Origin of the sequence: uncultured Bradyrhizobium sp., assembly GCF_936928535.1 — a bacterium.
Lineage (GTDB): Bacteria > Pseudomonadota > Alphaproteobacteria > Rhizobiales > Xanthobacteraceae > Bradyrhizobium.
Window position 1 is genome coordinate 1 of record NZ_CAKZHY010000168.1, and the last position, 16326, is coordinate 16326.

13 protein-coding genes are annotated in these 16326 nt (G+C 58.8%); 10 read left to right on the plus strand and 3 right to left on the minus strand.

Translation table 11 applies throughout. The features are described 5' to 3' along the window. Positions 1 to 1018: CHASE2 domain-containing protein (locus tag Q0687_RS31820; protein ID WP_298885683.1), on the minus strand; the 1018-nt coding region annotated here is incomplete at its 3' end. A gap of 1017 nt (positions 1019 to 2035) precedes the next feature. Next, positions 2036 to 4186 (minus strand): methyl-accepting chemotaxis protein, encoded by a 2151-nt coding sequence (locus Q0687_RS31825; protein ID WP_298885685.1) that lies wholly within the window; start codon positions 4184 to 4186, stop codon positions 2036 to 2038. A 589-nt stretch (positions 4187 to 4775) separates the two neighbouring features. On the opposite strand from Q0687_RS31825, the gene Q0687_RS31830 reads away from it, so the two are divergent. The 10 genes from Q0687_RS31830 (at position 4776) to Q0687_RS31875 (ending at position 12583) form a co-directional block, all read left to right on the plus strand. Then, positions 4776 to 5378: a PAS domain-containing protein gene (locus Q0687_RS31830; protein WP_298885687.1), complete on the plus strand. Its 603-nt coding sequence runs from the start codon at positions 4776 to 4778 to the stop codon at positions 5376 to 5378. A 794-nt stretch (positions 5379 to 6172) separates the two neighbouring features. Further along, entirely contained in the window at positions 6173 to 6388 is a 216-nt protein-coding gene (locus Q0687_RS31835) for a hypothetical protein (RefSeq protein ID WP_298885689.1), read from the plus strand. 264 nt (positions 6389 to 6652) lie between these two features. Further along, positions 6653 to 7936, plus strand: coding sequence for a DNA methyltransferase (locus Q0687_RS31840; protein ID WP_298885691.1), 1284 nt, complete (start codon positions 6653 to 6655; stop codon positions 7934 to 7936). After that, positions 7936 to 8493 (plus strand): DUF5681 domain-containing protein, encoded by a 558-nt coding sequence (locus Q0687_RS31845; RefSeq protein WP_298885693.1) that lies wholly within the window; start codon positions 7936 to 7938, stop codon positions 8491 to 8493. Before Q0687_RS31840 ends, Q0687_RS31845 begins: the two co-directional genes overlap by 1 nt. A gap of 14 nt (positions 8494 to 8507) precedes the next feature. Next, positions 8508 to 9095 (plus strand): DUF5681 domain-containing protein, encoded by a 588-nt coding sequence (locus Q0687_RS31850; RefSeq protein WP_298885695.1) that lies wholly within the window; start codon positions 8508 to 8510, stop codon positions 9093 to 9095. Between the two features lie 217 nt (positions 9096 to 9312). Continuing rightward, positions 9313 to 10149, plus strand: coding sequence for a YqaJ viral recombinase family protein (locus Q0687_RS31855; protein ID WP_298885858.1), 837 nt, complete (start codon positions 9313 to 9315; stop codon positions 10147 to 10149). After that, a complete protein-coding gene (locus Q0687_RS31860; RefSeq protein ID WP_298885697.1) occupies positions 10133 to 11329 on the plus strand; it encodes an ERF family protein in 1197 nt (398 codons plus the stop codon). Before Q0687_RS31855 ends, Q0687_RS31860 begins: the two co-directional genes overlap by 17 nt. After that, on the plus strand, positions 11326 to 11589 hold the full coding sequence (locus Q0687_RS31865; protein ID WP_298885700.1) for a hypothetical protein: 264 nt from the start codon (positions 11326 to 11328) through the stop codon (positions 11587 to 11589). Before Q0687_RS31860 ends, Q0687_RS31865 begins: the two co-directional genes overlap by 4 nt. A gap of 214 nt (positions 11590 to 11803) precedes the next feature. After that, positions 11804 to 12172 (plus strand): VanZ family protein, encoded by a 369-nt coding sequence (locus tag Q0687_RS31870; RefSeq protein ID WP_298885702.1) that lies wholly within the window; start codon positions 11804 to 11806, stop codon positions 12170 to 12172. Between the two features lie 222 nt (positions 12173 to 12394). Then, entirely contained in the window at positions 12395 to 12583 is a 189-nt protein-coding gene (locus Q0687_RS31875) for a hypothetical protein (RefSeq protein WP_298885704.1), read from the plus strand. Positions 12584 to 13014: 431 nt separating this feature from the next. On the opposite strand, the gene Q0687_RS31880 is transcribed toward Q0687_RS31875, so the two are convergent. Beyond that, a complete protein-coding gene (locus Q0687_RS31880; RefSeq protein ID WP_298885706.1) occupies positions 13015 to 13995 on the minus strand; it encodes a GDP-L-fucose synthase in 981 nt (326 codons plus the stop codon). Positions 13996 to 16326 lie beyond the last annotated feature (2331 nt).

A 16326-nucleotide genomic window follows, 5' to 3' on the forward strand; every position in this document is an offset into this window, starting at 1 on the left:
GGATCTCGACGCCGGGCATGGTCGAGGACACCGGCGTGGTCTTGAGGTCGTTCAGACCGGCCGCGGACGTGCCGATCAACACCAGTTTGCCATTGATCTTGCCTGGCGGCACGGTGTTGTCGAGCACGTCGGCGGCCGAGACGTAGATCGAGGGATCCTGGCGCGCATAGTGCACCCAGAGCTGGCCGTTCTTGTCGGTCGGGATCTCGACGCCCTTGAGACGGATGGCGCGGATGCCGGTCTTGTCGGTCCGAACCAGCAGCGTCGGCGTTCCCGTGATGACCCGCAGGATCTCCAGACTCAGCGAGGGCATGATCATGTTGCCCTGGGTGCGCATGATCATCGGCACGCGGCGAATCAGGCCGTCGCGCTCGGTCTTGATCGAGAACAGGCCGCGGCCGGCGGCGACCTTCTCGATGACGGGCACGTTGCGCAGCAGGCCTGGGAATTCGAACAGGAATTTTTCGGCGTTCTCCTCGCCCACCGTCGCGACGCCGGTGAAGGGCAGTGTCTTGTCAAGCTCGGACTCGACCGCCGGCAGGCCGGTCTCGCCGAGCACCACGCGCGAGCGTCTGATCGCGTCGGAGAGGATCTGGTCGTTGCTCGGCAATTCGCGCAGCCTGGCGCGGGTGGCGTCGTCGAGATAGCGCATCTGGCCGGCGACCAGATCCGGATTGAGGCGGTCGGACTCCGAGAACACGACGTCGAAGCCGATCGCGACCGCACCGTTGTTGGTGAGGTTGATGATCATGTCCGCGATCCGCGTGCGCGGCCACGGCCATTGGCCGAACTTGACGAGGCTTTTGTCGTCGATGTCGACGATTGTGACCGGCCGCTCCGCCTTGTGACGGGGATCGATCAGCTGGAAGATGTCGAAGGTGCGCAGCCGCAGCTCCTGCACCGGCGGCGGATCCCAGACCCGCAGGGCCGCGAAGACGACCAGCAGCCCAAGGCATAAAAGTCGCGCAAAGCCGAATCTCTGCGCAAACCACCGGCGCCAGATTTTGAGACGTCTCATGTCAGTCGAGCTTCCCGCCGTGCGTTGCGTCCAATGGGCCGATCATGGAGCGAAGGCCTGCAAATTGCCAAGCCCCCGCTGAGAGACGATACGGGCTTTTTTGGCCCAAAACACCCACCATAAGGATGGCGCCAACCAACAGAACAGGGAATTTGCGGAATGTACTCCGTCTGAAACAGGCCTCAAACCGAACAGAGCCACTGAGGTGCTTGAAATTGCATTGACCTCTCGTTGCCATAGATGATCGGCGCCCTAAATTCCTGTTCTTGCCAAAACAGGCGCTGAACAGGCAGGTGCAGGCGTAAACAGGAATGCAGGTCGACCGAAAGCCCGTGCCATCTCGAACGAACCTGGACGCAGAGACCGCGATGGCAACCGTGGCTTGTAGTCGAGGGCCGCCGGAGAGATGCAGAAGGGATAGAACAAGTCTTCAGTCTGGGCGTTCAAGGAGCATAGAGATCAATCAGGAAAATCTGCCAATCGGTGCTGTGTGTCGCGAGCTGGCCAAGGTGTTTTCGGGAGAGATCAGTTCCCAACATTTGCCGGATTTGAAAGCAGAGCTGCTGGTTCAACTTCGTGAGCTTGTCCGACGCTCACCTCGCCGCGAGCAACCTTGACCATCGCTAGTTTGAGCAAACGCCCGTTGCTAGGCTGGGTTTATGGAGAGCATAAGCACCCCGCAACTGATGGGGCAATCATGGTGGCTGGGGCAGTCATGGTGGCTGGGGTAATCATGGTTTGGGCCGATCACCTTTCAAGCGCTATGTGAAACCTGTCGGCAACTGTGGAAGGACGAGGCAGGTAGCCTAAGCGCCTCCCTGATCGTACCGTTCTGCCGACTGCCCGCCCGTGTCATAAGAGCGTGACATCTCTATTCCCCAGCGCCTGCAGAATGAAATTGGACATTACGCGCCCGTCATAGAATGCATGCGCGGGCTGTAAGTATTGGAGATATGCCCACCACATCGGATTTGTTGGTTTGTTGGCGGCGTGCTCACGACTTGGGCCGATCCCGCCTTACGCAATCCGTACCGTTCTCAGGAACTGGTCGACCTCCTGCTGAAGACGGCGACTCTCCTGCGTGAGCGACTGCGCGGCGGACAGGACACTGCCCGATGCTGCTCCTGTTTGGCTGGCGCCGTTCTCGACATCGACGATGTTCGTACTTACGTCTGACGTACCGCGCGAGGCTTCCTGTATATTGCGCGAGATTTCTTGCGTCGCAGCACCTTGCTCTTCAACCGCAGCCGCAATGGTGGAGGAGATCTCCGAGAGGCGCTCGATCGTTGTGCTGATGTCCTTGATCGCGACAACCGAATCCTCCGTCGCGGCCTGAATACCGGAAATCTGTTGCCCGATTTCTCCGGTTGCTTTCGAGGTTTGCTCGGCAAGGGCTTTTACCTCGGAAGCTACCACGGCGAACCCCCGACCAGCATCGCCGGCACGGGCCGCCTCGATGGTCGCGTTGAGAGCGAGCAAATTAGTTTGTCCTGCAATGGTATTGATCAATTCGACGACGTCGCCGATCCGGGCCGCCGCCTTAGAAAGTTCAGCGACCCGCGCGTTGGTCGATCTTGCCTGTTCCACTGCTCCATTGGCGATGCGGGCCGACTCCTGAACCTGTCGGCTGATCTCATTGACCGACGAGGTAAGCTCTTCCGTAGCCGAGGCGACTGACTGAACGTTTGTCGAGGCCTCTTCCGACGCAGCGGCGACTCGCGTCGCCAGTTCCTGCGATCTTGTGGCGGTCGACGACAAACTGGTTGCAGAGGACTCAAGCTCGCCTGAGGCAGAAGATACTGTCTGGATGATGCTTCCAACCGTACCCTCGAACTCGTTTGCCAGCTTGTCCATGTCAGCCTTGCGCCTTGCCTCAGCGGCGCGTTGAACCGCCTTTACCTCCTCGGCATTGAATCTGACGATCGCCTGCACACTGCGCATATTGCGAAGAGCTTCGCCAAGCTCATCATCTTTCTCGACGGGGATGGCGTTGTCCAGCTTGCCGAGCGTAACGTTGAGCATTGCCTCGTTAAGCACTTTCAATGGACGCAGCACGGAGCGGATGGTCTGCACACCTATGAATCCGCCGAAAGCAAGGCCGGCAAGGACCATAAGGCCGACGATAGCAATCGTTATATAGAACTGATGTTGCGCCGCCTCGTACTCTGCTTTCGCCTCCTTCACCTGTATTGCAACGAGCGCATCCAGCTCATGCTTCGCTTCGTCGAAAAGCTGACGCGCTTTACCGGCCAACAGAGAGGATGCCTCGTCAAATCTGTGTTCTCCAAGCAGGGCGAGCGAAGGCTTGACCGCATTCTCCGCGTAGGCTCGTCGCTTCACGGTGAACTTCTCGGCCACGATCTTCTCTTCAGGCGTCAGATAAGTGGCCAAGTAGTCGGCCCAAACTCCTGAGATCTTCTCGATATTTCCGTTGACTACAGCAGCGACGTCGCCAACTGATCTGCCGGCGCGCCCATCAGCCGCAGCTGCGAGCTGCACCGCCGTGTTTTGCAGCATGCGGTCGTTGATCTCGAACAGTTGGGCCAGCGGGATCGTCCGGTCCTCATAGATCGATTGCATTCGCCTGTTGCTGGCATTGGTGGACAGAAGTCCGGCAACCCCCGCAACAAGCATGAAAAAGCTAAGGATCGCGACCAAGGTCGTTAGGCGCGCCCTCAACGTGCCGGTGAAAAACGATAGCTTGTCCAGGATTGATCGACGGCGAATGATGCCAGCGCTTATCTGATACTCCTGTCCCTTGTTGGCCCGCATGAGGGCGTAGACGTTCTCGGCCTCTGTACGCTGGTCCTGAGGAAGTTTTGTCCGAACTGAGGTGTAGCCTGTGACCTCGCCGTTTTCGCGGATTGGCGACGCGTTCGCCAGCACCCAGTAGAAATCACCATTCTTGCGCCTGTTCTTGACCGCACCCGACCACGGCTTCCCGCCTTTGAGCGTCTGCCAAAGATTTTCGAAAGCCGCCTCTGGCATATCGGGATGCCGAACAATGTTGTGCGGCTGGCCCATCAACTCGTCGGCCGAAAACCCGGCGGCCCTCTCGAACTGATCATTGAAGTAGGTGAGCTTTCCCTTGAGATCAGTCCTCGAGACGATCAGCGTCTCGTCCGTAATGGGATATTCAGTCGCCGTGACCGGAAGGTTCTTGCGCATGATAGTACCTCTGCAGCGTTGCGAGGGTGAAGTCTCATGAACATGAGTTTTCTTCCAAATGCCTGAAGGTTGCGTAAAGATTAAGCAAAACGCTCAATAAATCGGCAAGAAGGGATTACCGTTGTCGGCAGGAGCCGACGCTGCGGACTGTCTGCTCACTCGCGTTGTGTCGGTGCTCGGCTCTATCTGCTCATAGAGCAACGTCTGTCGCGAAGACGCTCAACTTTATTCTAGAAAGGCAATCCGACATCGATGCCACCGAGCTAAGACAATCGGGGAAATGAGACTCGGCGCATCTGACAATTCCCACAAGCGCGAGGTCCGCTTTGCGCCCCAGAAACTGCACTTTCTCTTAACTCAGCTCATGGCCCACGCCGCCGCTTCCCACCGCCGAGAATATGTCGGGTCTTGGGGGTAGACCGACTTGATAAAACCAATCCAAACCGTCGTGATTCACTAATGCGGACAATCCGCTGACCCGCCTGACATTGGTTGCTTTGGTCGATGGTGTTGGGCGTGCCATCGTGCGTTAAGGCCCCATTAGTCAGATGCGAATTAGCGTAGGCGGTAGCTTCCAGGTCCGCAGCCCATGGATTTCCAGAGCCAGACGCCAGCCGTCGTGACCGCGATCCGCCAGCGCGACCTCCTAATTACATGGTGCCGGCTTTACGCGCGGGCGAAAAGGCTGCCAAATCTTTCCGAGTATGAGCCCGGCCGCCTGAAAGAAGAAGCCGACGATCTGGTTTATTACTCCGTCGATGCTACGGCGTGGCCTCCCGTTCTCACGATCGAAAGCGAGGGCACGCGAATGGCTACCGCTTATGGCCAAACGGGAAAAGGGCGCCGACTGGACGAATATGTCGGACCGCGATTGGCAGCCTCGGTGATGCCCGTTTATCATTTATGTGTTGCACGGCGATGCCCGGTGTACACCGTTTCTCACCTAGAAGACTCAGATGGCCGCAAGGTGGCGTATGAGCGGCTGCTCCTGCCTTTTGGAGCCGACGGCGAGGTCACTGAGCTGCTCGCCTCGCTTAAGACCATCAGCCCCGATGGCCGATTTGATCTTCGAAATCTGATGACCCGCACCGATCTGGTAGCAGAGCCGGCGGTACGCGCCGTCATCGACCGTGGCCTCGTCGGCGGTCCTGTCCTCTCTGCAGGTTGGGCCGACGATCTTGAATTCGGGTGAACCCCAGGCGGATTGAGGTCCGTGGATCGGGACAGACGAGACGTCAGATTTTGGGACCGTTTTGGCAGCTTACCGTCAACCCTGACGTCAAGCTCTGTCCGCACTTGCGCCGCTATCGGAGGAAGAAGCGGACATTGATCCGGCCGTACCCCTGATCGTGCGATCCAAAATGCGCCTGCAGTCTGAATGGAGACTGCCATCAAAATATCGCCAATCACCTCGCCTATCGAAGCCCGAAGAAAGAAAGAACGGCGCCGATCACAACGATCAATCCGATTATATAGATAATCCCATTCATAGCTGTTTTCCTCCTGCGTGTTGTTGATCACTTTAGACAAGAGAGCCCGACTTCTCCTGCGCCAGGCTTGGCACCCTTTCCAGGTTGAGCAGCGTTCGCGAAGCGCGCGGCCTGCGTAACCGCATTCAAAATGGTTTACCTGCAGCTACAAGTTAAAGAATGGCACCTTTGTTCCCGCCTTCTGGAAGATCGAAGCAAACCTAATTCCGTGGTCGCGGGGAGCGAGCAGAACAGGGAATTTCGGGAATGTACTGTGCCGGAAACAGGCCTCGCATCGAGCGTAGCCTGCGAGTAGCCTGAAATTGCGTTGACCTCTCATCGCCATAGATGATCGGCGCCGCAATTCCCTGTTCTTGCCAAAACAGGCGTTTAACAGGAAACTGCAGGCGTGAAACAGGGATCCAGATCGCGAGCGAAACGCTCGTGCCATCCCGAGTGAACCTGGACGCAGAAGCCGTGATGGCAGACCGCGCTGGCGCTCGAGGGCAGCCCCGACATGATGCAGAAGGGTTTTAGAACAAGTCTTCAGCCTGGGCGTTCAAACAGCATGGAGATTAATCAGGAAGATCTGGCTATCGGTGCTGTGTGTCGCGAGCTGGCCAAAGTGTTTTCGGGAGAGATCGATCCCCGACACTTGCCGGATTTGAAAGCAGAGCTGCTGGTTCGACTTCGTGAGCTTGCCCGACGCACACCTCGCCGCGAGCATCCTTAGTTGGTCATGACGGCGGGCACGGATGGGGCCATCGTGCACGAGTCATCATTACGGCTGGGTAAGTAATCAACCGCACCATTGCGCCGGATCACATCCCCACGGATCCAGATCGCCAAGCAGACAGCACTCTGGCTGTCCGGACTTCGTCGTCCACAGCTCGCCGATACGTTTCTTCATCGCGATCGGTGAAATCGGTGAATAAGCTTCGCGTAGAGCACGCCGGGCTGATGCTAATTCACCCGACTTCCCATTATTTGGGTGCGTATGAACAAAGCATTCTCTGCAGCTGCGCTCTCGCAGCACTCCATCATCTATCGCCCCCTCGGCGATCTCATTCCCGATCCGCGCAATGCGCGGAGCCATCCGAAGCGCCAGATCGAGCAGCTTAAGGCCTCCATCGCGGAATTCGGATTCACCAATCCCATTCTCATTGACCCTGAAGCCCGTATCATTGCGGGGCACGGCCGGCTTCAAGCCGCAAAGACCATGGGCCTTGCGCAGGTGCCGACGATTACACTCACCGGCCTTTCGGAGCCGCAGAAGCGGGCCTTGCGGATCGCCGATAACAAGATCGCGCTCAATGCGGGATGGGATCTTGAGATCCTGCAACAAGAACTCGGAGAGCTCGCCGCGATCGATCTCGACATTGATGTCACTCTGACGGGCTTTTCAACAGGCGAGATCGACTTCATCCTCGCCAAATCGGCCGCGCCGGACGAAGACGTTCTTCCGCCGCTTCCGGCAACGCCTCGCACAAGGCCAGGTGACATCTGGATTCTCGGCGAGCACCGCATCGGCTGCGGTGATGCGCGAGAGCGACAATTCCTGCAGCGGGTCCTCGGCGGCGAGAACCGCGTCGATGTCGCCTTCCTCGATCCGCCCTACAATGTCCGCATCAAGGGTAATGCCAATCCGGCCGGCCGTCATGGCGAATTCGCCATGGCCTCGGGCGAGATGAGTGAACCACAGTTCCGCGCCTTCCTCTCTGAGACATTGGGTGCCGCGGCGGCAATCTCGCGTGAGGGGGCGGTCCATTTTGTCTGCATGGACTGGCGGCACATGGACAGTGTCTCGGCGGTCGGATCATCCGTCTATGGCGAGCTCCTCAACCTCTGCATTTGGAACAAGTCAAACGCAGGGATGGGATCGCTCTACCGCTCCAAGCATGAGCTGGTGTTCGTCTATCGCGTGGGCACCGCGGCGCACCTCAACATGATCGAACTTGGCAGGCACGGCCGCAACCGCACCAATGTCTGGGACTATGCGTCGGTCAACTCGATGCATCGAAACCGGCAGGAGGATCTCAGCCTTCATCCGACGGTAAAGCCTACCGGCCTCGTTGCGGATGCTATCAAGGACGTCACGCGGCACGGCAATCTGGTGCTGGACATCTTCCTGGGATCCGGAACGAGCCTTCTGGCCGCCGAGCGCACCGGGCGCCGCTTCCGCGGGCTCGAGATCGATCCGGCCTATGTGGACATCGCGCTTGAAAGGTGGTCGGCCCTAACAGGCCTTGAACCTCGCCGTGAGCAGGAAGGTGCAGCGTAATGGACGACCAGGCTGGCTCCAATAAAACGCAGAACGCTGGCTGGTTTCCCAAAGGCCGCAGCGGCAATCCCAAGGGGCGGCCGCGTGGGTCGGGCAAGAGAATGAGCTCCGCGTTCGAGGTGCTGTTGGAGAAGACGCTCACGGTGACGATGGGCAACAAAACCCGTGAGGTATCGGCGGAGGAGGCGCTGCAAGAGCGAACCTTCAAGGATGCGCTCGCAGGCAAACGCATGGCCGTCAAGGAGGTGCTCAAGTGGATCATGGCCTATGAAGAGTGGCAAGCGCAGAACGCGCCGAGGCCGCCGCGCAAATCCTTGCCATATCTTAGCTCGCCGGACCCAGACAACGCTGATGAAGCGCTCTTGCTCCTAGGGATTGCCGACCACAATCCGGAGCGAGCGGATCCGGATGTGATTTGGCCTCGCGCACAGCTCCTGCTCGAGCCATGGGCGACACAGTTAGCGCTCCGCCGCAGACGCGAACCTCTCGAGCGAAGGGACTATGAGGAAGTCCAACGCTGCACGCGCGATCCAGACAGCCTCATTTGGCCTGACTGAGACAGGAGCTGATCATGCCGGATAAGCTACCGGACGAGCAACGATGGGATCACGATGTGGATTGCGGCAGCGAGGTTGGCTATCGCAAGCCTCCGAAGAGCACGCGCTTCGTCAAGGGTCAAAGCGGCAATCCAGCGGGACGGCCCCGCAAACAACGAGCATCGCTCGCACCCTATGCCGCGGTACTTGAGCGGAAGGTGACGATTCGCGAAGGCGGACGCGAACGGCAAGTGACAGCTGCCCAAGCCTTTCTCCTGCAGCTGCTAAAACGCGGGTTAGAAGGCGGAGGCCTCGCCGCGCGGACCGCGCTCGACCTTATTCAACAGGCAAAAACGAAACGCAAATTTGATGCGCCTCTTCAAATCACTCTTTTGGCTGTTGCCCCCGGCAGCGTCAGCCACGCGATAGAGCGGCTGGGGATGGCTACCAAGATTGATCCCTACAGCGAGTCTGCCCGCATGGAGCTGGAGCCATGGATCGTCGAAGCAGCGTTGTCGCGTCTGCCACAGCCGCTCACAGTTGAGCAGCAGCGTCTCGTTATCGCCACCGCGCGCCTGCCAAAGAAGGTGAAGTGGCCGGAATGGTGGAGTGAGCGTCCCTGAGCACTTTGTGCTCAGGAAGCTGCGCAAAGAGCAACGATCTTGCTCAGGAAAGGACTGGCATTCTTTCGCGATCGGAGCGTTACTGATTCTGCCCGGCGCAGACGGCATCGGTATCTCACCTCGCGGCAGCGGGGCTTAGGGCAGTGCGGCAACTAGCCGCTCAAGTCCAAAGCAGGAGATTCCGTTGAGTACCGTTCAAATCGACAACGCGCCCCAGCTGCCGTTCACCGCGCGACTTATCAGCTTCAAGGCCAATAATCGCCGACATTTTATTGGCGGCTCGGACGCCCGCATCATCATGGGCGAGGATGAAGACAAGCTCGTCCGCCTGTGGAAAGAAAAACGTGGGGAAGTCGAGCCGGAAGACCTCTCAGACAATTTGATCGTCCAGCTCGGCACCATAACAGAAGTTCTCAATCGCGCCTGGTACCAGCGCTCAACGGGGCAAACGGTCAAGGACATCCAGAAGCGGGTTCGTCACCCGGCCCATAAGTGGATGGCTGCAACACTCGACGGAATCGTCGAGCAGACCGGCGCGGTGTTCGAAGCCAAGTTCATGCTGCCCTGGGCGTTCACTGAAGAGGCTGCGGCGGAGAAGCACATGGCGCAGCTGCAGCACAACATGTGGGTTGTCGCCGCCCGTTCGTCGGTCCTCTCGATCATCACGGGCGGCGGCAAATGGGTCGAGATCAAGGTTCATGCCGACCCGCTCTATCAGCATTTGCTGCTCACGGCCGAGAAGAAGTTCTGGCGCTGTGTTCAAAGCGGCGAACGCCCCGTCCTGTTCAACATCGAAACGCCGCGACCAAGACTTGAAGCGACCAAGGTCGTAGACATGGCGCCATCCAATCTGTGGGCGGAATTTGCCGCGAGCTACCTTCGCACCAAGGAGGCGCACGGCGAGCACGAGCTGGCGAAGGCCGAACTGAAGAAGCTGGTCCCGGATGATGCCAAGGAAGCAACCGGCCACGGCATCAAGGCCAAGCGATCCAAGGCAGGCGCCATCAGCTTTGACGCTCTGCCGGTGGAGGCGGTCAATGCACCAGTCCAGTGAGCGCATCGGGGCGATTGCCTCTGCCCTGGCCAAAGCCCAGGCTGAGCTGACCAACCCCGAAAAAAGCCTGACCGCAGTCATCCGCTCGCCCTTTCCACGGGAGGACGATCGGACCTTCCGTTACGCCTCCTTGGCGTCGGGGTTGGACATCGTCCGCAAGACCCTCAGCCGGCAGGAGATTGCGACCATCCAGACCACCCGGATCGAGCAGGCCACCGGCCATATCCATCTAACCACCCTGCTCGCCCATTCCTCCGGGGAATGGATTTCCTCTGATTTGCCGGTCTGCGCGGGCAAGGACGTCGAGGCCCCACACCGGATGGGAGCGGCACTTTCCTACGCTCGCCGCTACGCCCTGTTCGCCCTGGTGGGTATCGCAGGCGAGGACGATTTGGACGCTCCCGACGTCATCGCCGGGCCTCCTGCGGGCGTCGCTCCCCAGCCTGCTCCACGGCCCAAAGCAAAGCCGTCCAAGGGCATCCTGAACCGGTCCCCCGTTCTCGCGCCTCAGGACTCGGCAGACCTCCGGGATCGGCTCCTGGGACAGCTTGCCTCTCTTGCAGGCGGCGAGGATCTCATCGCCTGGGCCAAGGCGAGCCTGCCTCTCAAGAACACTCTTCGCGAGCCGGACGCTCGATCGGTCGAAGCGGCCTATGAAAGCATGCTGGCGCCGGCTGCGCCCGCCACCCTCGATAAGCCGGATGTCCAAAGGTCTCTGGACATCCATATGCTCCCTGCCGACGCGGCCCAACGCGAGGGACCGATCGCGAGCGTAGAAGAAGCCCAGCCGCTGCCTCCCGATAGAACGGCAAGCAGCCTTGCTTGTCCTAAGGAGCCGCCACGCAAGAGGAGCAAGGCGCATCTCGCCTTCGTGCGGGAGCAGCCTTGCCTCGTCTGCAAGCGAACCCCTTCGGACCCTCATCACCTCAAATTTGCGCAAGCCAGAGCCCTGGGCCGCAAAGTCAGTGACGAATTCACGGTCCCGCTTTGCCGGTCCCATCATCAGGCGCTGCACCGGCATGGCAACGAAAGAGCCTGGTGGGCCAACGTGCAGATTTCGCCGCTGCCGGTCGCAAGGGAACTATGGGCGACAAGTCCCGCACACGCGAGCGCCGGGTTTGCTGCGCGGGATCAAGTGTACCCGGCAGCATTCGGGACAACCGACGCGCAACCGCAATGAGCAAGCGTTCGAGATCGGGGCAAGCGACGAGAGGTCAAAACGGCAACGTGATATACGGCATCACGTTGCTCACGGCCTGCGTTGTGGTTGATGCAATCGCGATGCTTGGCGTCCGTTTCTACGCCCATCACATCGGATTTGTTGGCGGCCTGCTCACCATCGCGGTCATGCTGATTGCGGCTCACTGGTACGACCATCACCAAAGACGAAAACAAGTGGAGATACTGCCGCCGGATCGGAGAGATGGCCCGATGTGCTGACGCAAGCCCCGACGCGACCGGAACTCGCAAGGGGACTAGCCGTCCGATGGTTGGTTTCATCGGGCGGCTTCTTGGACTAAATAAATTGATACATCAACAGGTGCGCGGGTTCGCTTGGCAGAGTGGCGCTCGCGGAGGGAGGCGACGATCGCGGCAGCTGAACAGGCGAAATGCCGACTGCCGAACCCATTGCGCGGGGATCGAGCTCTCGCTAATGAACGGTATGGCTAAGCTCTATTTCATCTCCGGCTGGTTGTTGCTGGCGCTCGTGGCGTTTTTCACGCTTGGGCCGATCTACGATCGTCCGGTCATCGCGGCCCCTCATCTTGAGCATTTCGTGGCTTTCTTTGCGCTGGGCCTAGTATTTGCACGGGCCTATCCCAACCGCATCGTCCTTGTGGTTTTGCTAGTCATCGGAAGCGCAATTGCATTGGAGGCCTTGCAGCTGCTTACGCCTGACAGGCACGCCAGGCTGATTGATGCCTTTTACAAGATGGCAGGAGGGGCCCTCGGAATGGCGCTGAATTGGTTCGCGCCAGGCATTGCTCAGGTGGCGAAGGCAAGAGTTCCTGGTTCACGTTAGTTTGGCGACCGCATTGACGCTTCGGTCGGCGCCTTGCGGCCAGAAGCCCGGCTCGATCGGCCGATTGGTTTGAAGTTATCCAACCCCGCCGCTCAGGCAAGCCGTGGGTGCACGCTATTTGGGCGTTTTTGAACCGGCGGTAGTTCGGCCGCGAGGCTTCCAGTTTCCCCGCGGGCGAGTTAGTCTTTCGCCATTGATAGTAGTTGTTGTTCGGTGTTTCCAATGGACGAAGGATTCTTGAAAGATCGGCTCGCCGCCGTTCGCGACCTCGCTCAACGTGCTGATCCGTTCACTAAGCGAAGGCTGCTCGACCTGGCTCAGCGCTACGATCGTCAACTTCGACAATCGGGAGTCACAACTGAGGCGCGTCTCTCGATCAAGCCCGAAGATCATTCCCCGGCCCGGGAGTGACATGCCTGCCCGCCCCTCTCACGTTCCAAATTATGCGGAGCGGCTTGGACTCCAGGCTGTGCTTACCGCGCAGCCGATCCCTGGAAGCGTCGGCCCGAGAACGGTGTCTCGATTGCTGGAGAAAGGTTGGATCGAGCGGCTGGACGGCAGGTTGCGCATCACCGAAGCGGGAATTGATGCGCTGAAGCGCAAGATCCCTTAGAGCTTGTTTGGAGATCCAGCAGCTGTTTTAGATCACAGGAAAACCGAAAGGAGCAGACCGACGGGCTCCGCCCCTTGCGCTTTTTTGGAGCCGGGTTTGATTAGCCTTTGACGCGAACGAGTGGCTCTACTTCTACGACTGGCTCGACAATGCGCCGCAGCCCCTTAAGTCCATCCATGGGCCGCCCCAGTACGTTCCACCTTTCCTGCCTCTGCCAACGTACGGCCCGTTACCCAGCGATGGCCCTCTTCTCCGCCGGTTGGGTATGGCGTCCTCCGCCCTGCAGGAAGTCGCGATAAGTGGCGGCCAGACCATCTCGCAATGAGGTTCGTGACTGCCACCCGAGCGCATTAAGCCGTGAGCTATCGAGCAATTTTCGAGGAGTCCCATCCGGCTTGCTTGTGTCGAAAATAAACTCTCCGCTAAAGCCCACCGTTTCAGCGACAGCTTCGGCGAAGTCTCTGATCGAAAGGTCTGTACCTGCACCGATATTGATCGGAATGTGATCGGAGTAATTCTGCAAAAGGAAGACACACGCGTCAGCAAGGTCATCGACGTACAGGAATTCGCGCAGGGGCTTACCAGACCCCCAAATCGTGACCGAAGGTGCGTTTGAAAGTTTCGCTTCGTGAAAGCGGCGCAGAAGAGCAGCCGGCACGTGGCTGTGCTCGGGGTGGTAGTTGTCCCCCGGGCCGAAAAGATTGGTGGGCATAGCCGAGATGAAATCGTCCCCATACTGCCGTCGATAGGCTTGGCACATCTTCAAGCCTGCAATTTTGGCCACCGCATACCACTCATTGGTAGGTTCGAGCGGCCCTGCCAGAAGTTCCTCCTCCCGGATCGGCTGGTTGGCGAATTTCGGATAAATGCATGATGAGCCGAGGAACAGCAGGCGCTCGACGCCGATGTCATGGCTGGCCGACATGACGCTAAGTTCAAGCCGAAGATTATCGCACAGGAATTCTACCGGCAGGCTATTGTTGGCAGAGATACCGCCGACCTTTCCGGCCGCGTGCACCACGACCTCTGGCCTGTTCTTTTCGAACCAGCGCCTGGTCTGATCCGCGTCAGCGAGATCAAGATGGCGGCGATCGGCTGTCAGTACGGTGCACTGCTCATCAGCCAACCTGCGCACGATCGCCGATCCAACCATTCCATTGTGACCGGCAACGAAAACTCTCTTCCCAGAAAGCTTATAATTGAAAGTCATCAAAAACTCCGAACGCGAAAAAGTCGATCCAGCAAAAAGCTAAATCTAAAATATCATGAATACCCGGAGGGGATAAGAGCTTTCCAGCTCTTCCTGCGAAGTGGTAAACTCCAGCGACAGTCCCGGTTTGCACTCCAATTATTGGTTGCTGCGGAAAGTTCGATCAATCGAAGGCGGTTCGCGCAAGCCGCGGGAACAGGCTTGGTTGCTGGATTAGCGAAGGAAAAAAGGCGGGCCAAAGGCCCGCCCTTTCATGAAATGCTTGTGAAGTGCTGGTCAGCCTTTGACGCGCACAACTGGCTCGACTTCTACGACCGGCTCGACAGGAGCGCCGTAGCACCTCAAGTCCATCCATGGGCCGCCCCAATACGTTCCGCCATTCCAGCCTCCGCCAACGTACGGCCCACCACAGAGCAGGTCGTAAGACCGCTCCCGGTAATAGCCACCGTAACGAACGTGACGCGAGACGCTCCTGTGTTCCGGGATCGCTAGCTCGGCAGCGGCTGCAGTTTCAACACCTACGGAAAGGCTAACTGAAGTGCGCTGGATTGTGAAAGGAGCGCTCCACAAGGCCGCGGTGAGGACGGCTGTGCCAACAAGGGCTGAGTTCTTCATAAGTATCTCCAAACAGGCGTGACGAAGAATTGCCGCTTCGCAGACGAATATCGAACGGCTCGCCTCGGACAAGCATAGTACGTTTTGCAAACCCTCGCACCTGCCAAGTTTTGTCGCAGCCTATAACAAACAGGAGGAGCTCCCGTGATGGACACTGATCCTTCACGTCGGTAGCCTTCGCCAAATTGGCTTAGGAAGAATCAATGAATTCCCGAAACCCGTTTTGCTTTAGAGCCCTACTGATTGCTACTGCCACGCTCATGGCATCTTCCACCAGCACCGTATCAGCCGCTCCGACGGCCGAGGTCGCGAAACGCTGCCTTCACTACGCCTACACGGTCTACCCGTTTAAGCGCCCGGGCGCCGTCTCCATGAGCCCGGATCGGCAGAACTATTTCAAGGATTGCATGTCGAAGAATGGAGAGGTGCCGGCGCCATCCCCTCCGAGCAAGAATTCGGACGCGAGTCCGCAAAAGACCTGAAGCTTCACTGCTCGTGACCGTAGCAACGTGCTTGAGCGTCATCGACACGCCGCACCAAGCCTTCCTTGTCGCTACGCGCCTCACGAATGCTTGGTGAATAGAAGCCATGGCCCGCGACAGCCGCCCGGGGTCCGGGTCAAGATCTATTCGATGTCCTAGCTTCGAAGCGAATTTCCGCGGCCGGCCGGCCTGAGAATTCCGTTGGGCGAAGAGCAATCGAAGGGTGCGTAAATCCCGCGTTCATCAACGGGCGACGGTAAGGGTCCAATGTTGCGCGGGACGACGCGCTCAGCAGTCGAAATCGGAGACTTACTTTGTTCGGACCGGATTCGGAGACACGGGGCGAACGCGCCGCAACCTTATCTGGGGTTGCTGAGGCGGATACCACTGATAGGCATTCGGCACAGGCTGGCTTACAGCTGGTCCTACCCTCGGACGCATCGGATAAACCATCCCCGAAGCCGCAGGCCCATCATTGGTCCCTCCCGTGCCGGCTTGCGCATGCGCTTCGCCCTGGACGGACAGAACACCGATCGTAACGAAAAAAATGAGTAGCAGCAGCACGCGCATCAGTAAAACCTCGATCCGCGATCGGCCGGGTCACGTTCCGAGCTGTGACGATAGTTATCGGACCAGGTACAAGGAAGCGGGCTCCTCGGCGGCGGCAGGCTCTTTCCGCGTAATCAAGCGCCAACCGATCAAGAAGTTGATACCGCCCCAAACTCCAAGCAGTCCCCAAATGAGCGCGCCCAAGCTTTCCTCCGACGTGCCGCGGATCTTTACTTTATGAGACAATCTCAACAGTGATTCGCGGCATTTCAAAGTGAATTCGCGAAGTCGCATTTGGTTCCCGCTGTAGCGATAGAAAACGACTGCAATCGCAGCGTGCATCGCGCTCAGGTAGAAGCGCCGGCAGCGGCTCAGTTGACGCCGATCTCGCGCACAACCGACGGTGCGCACCGCAGGCGTGCCCCATGTGGAGCTCCCGCGCCAGCTCAAAATCAAAGATTCGAGGGATGCCAATCGTGCTGTCGCACGCTGAGCCGTCCGGCGCCTTGCAGACGGGGCATTGTCCCCACCGAGCGCGCTCTTCAAACGTCAATTGCCGTTCTCGCATCGCCACCTCTCCCTGATAGGTGACATACTACCCACGGAAGCGCGCGTAGCGCATTATAACATGTAAAGCGCTTAAGTTGACCTCTGATAGTAAGCAGGCGCCGCGCCGAACCTCGCG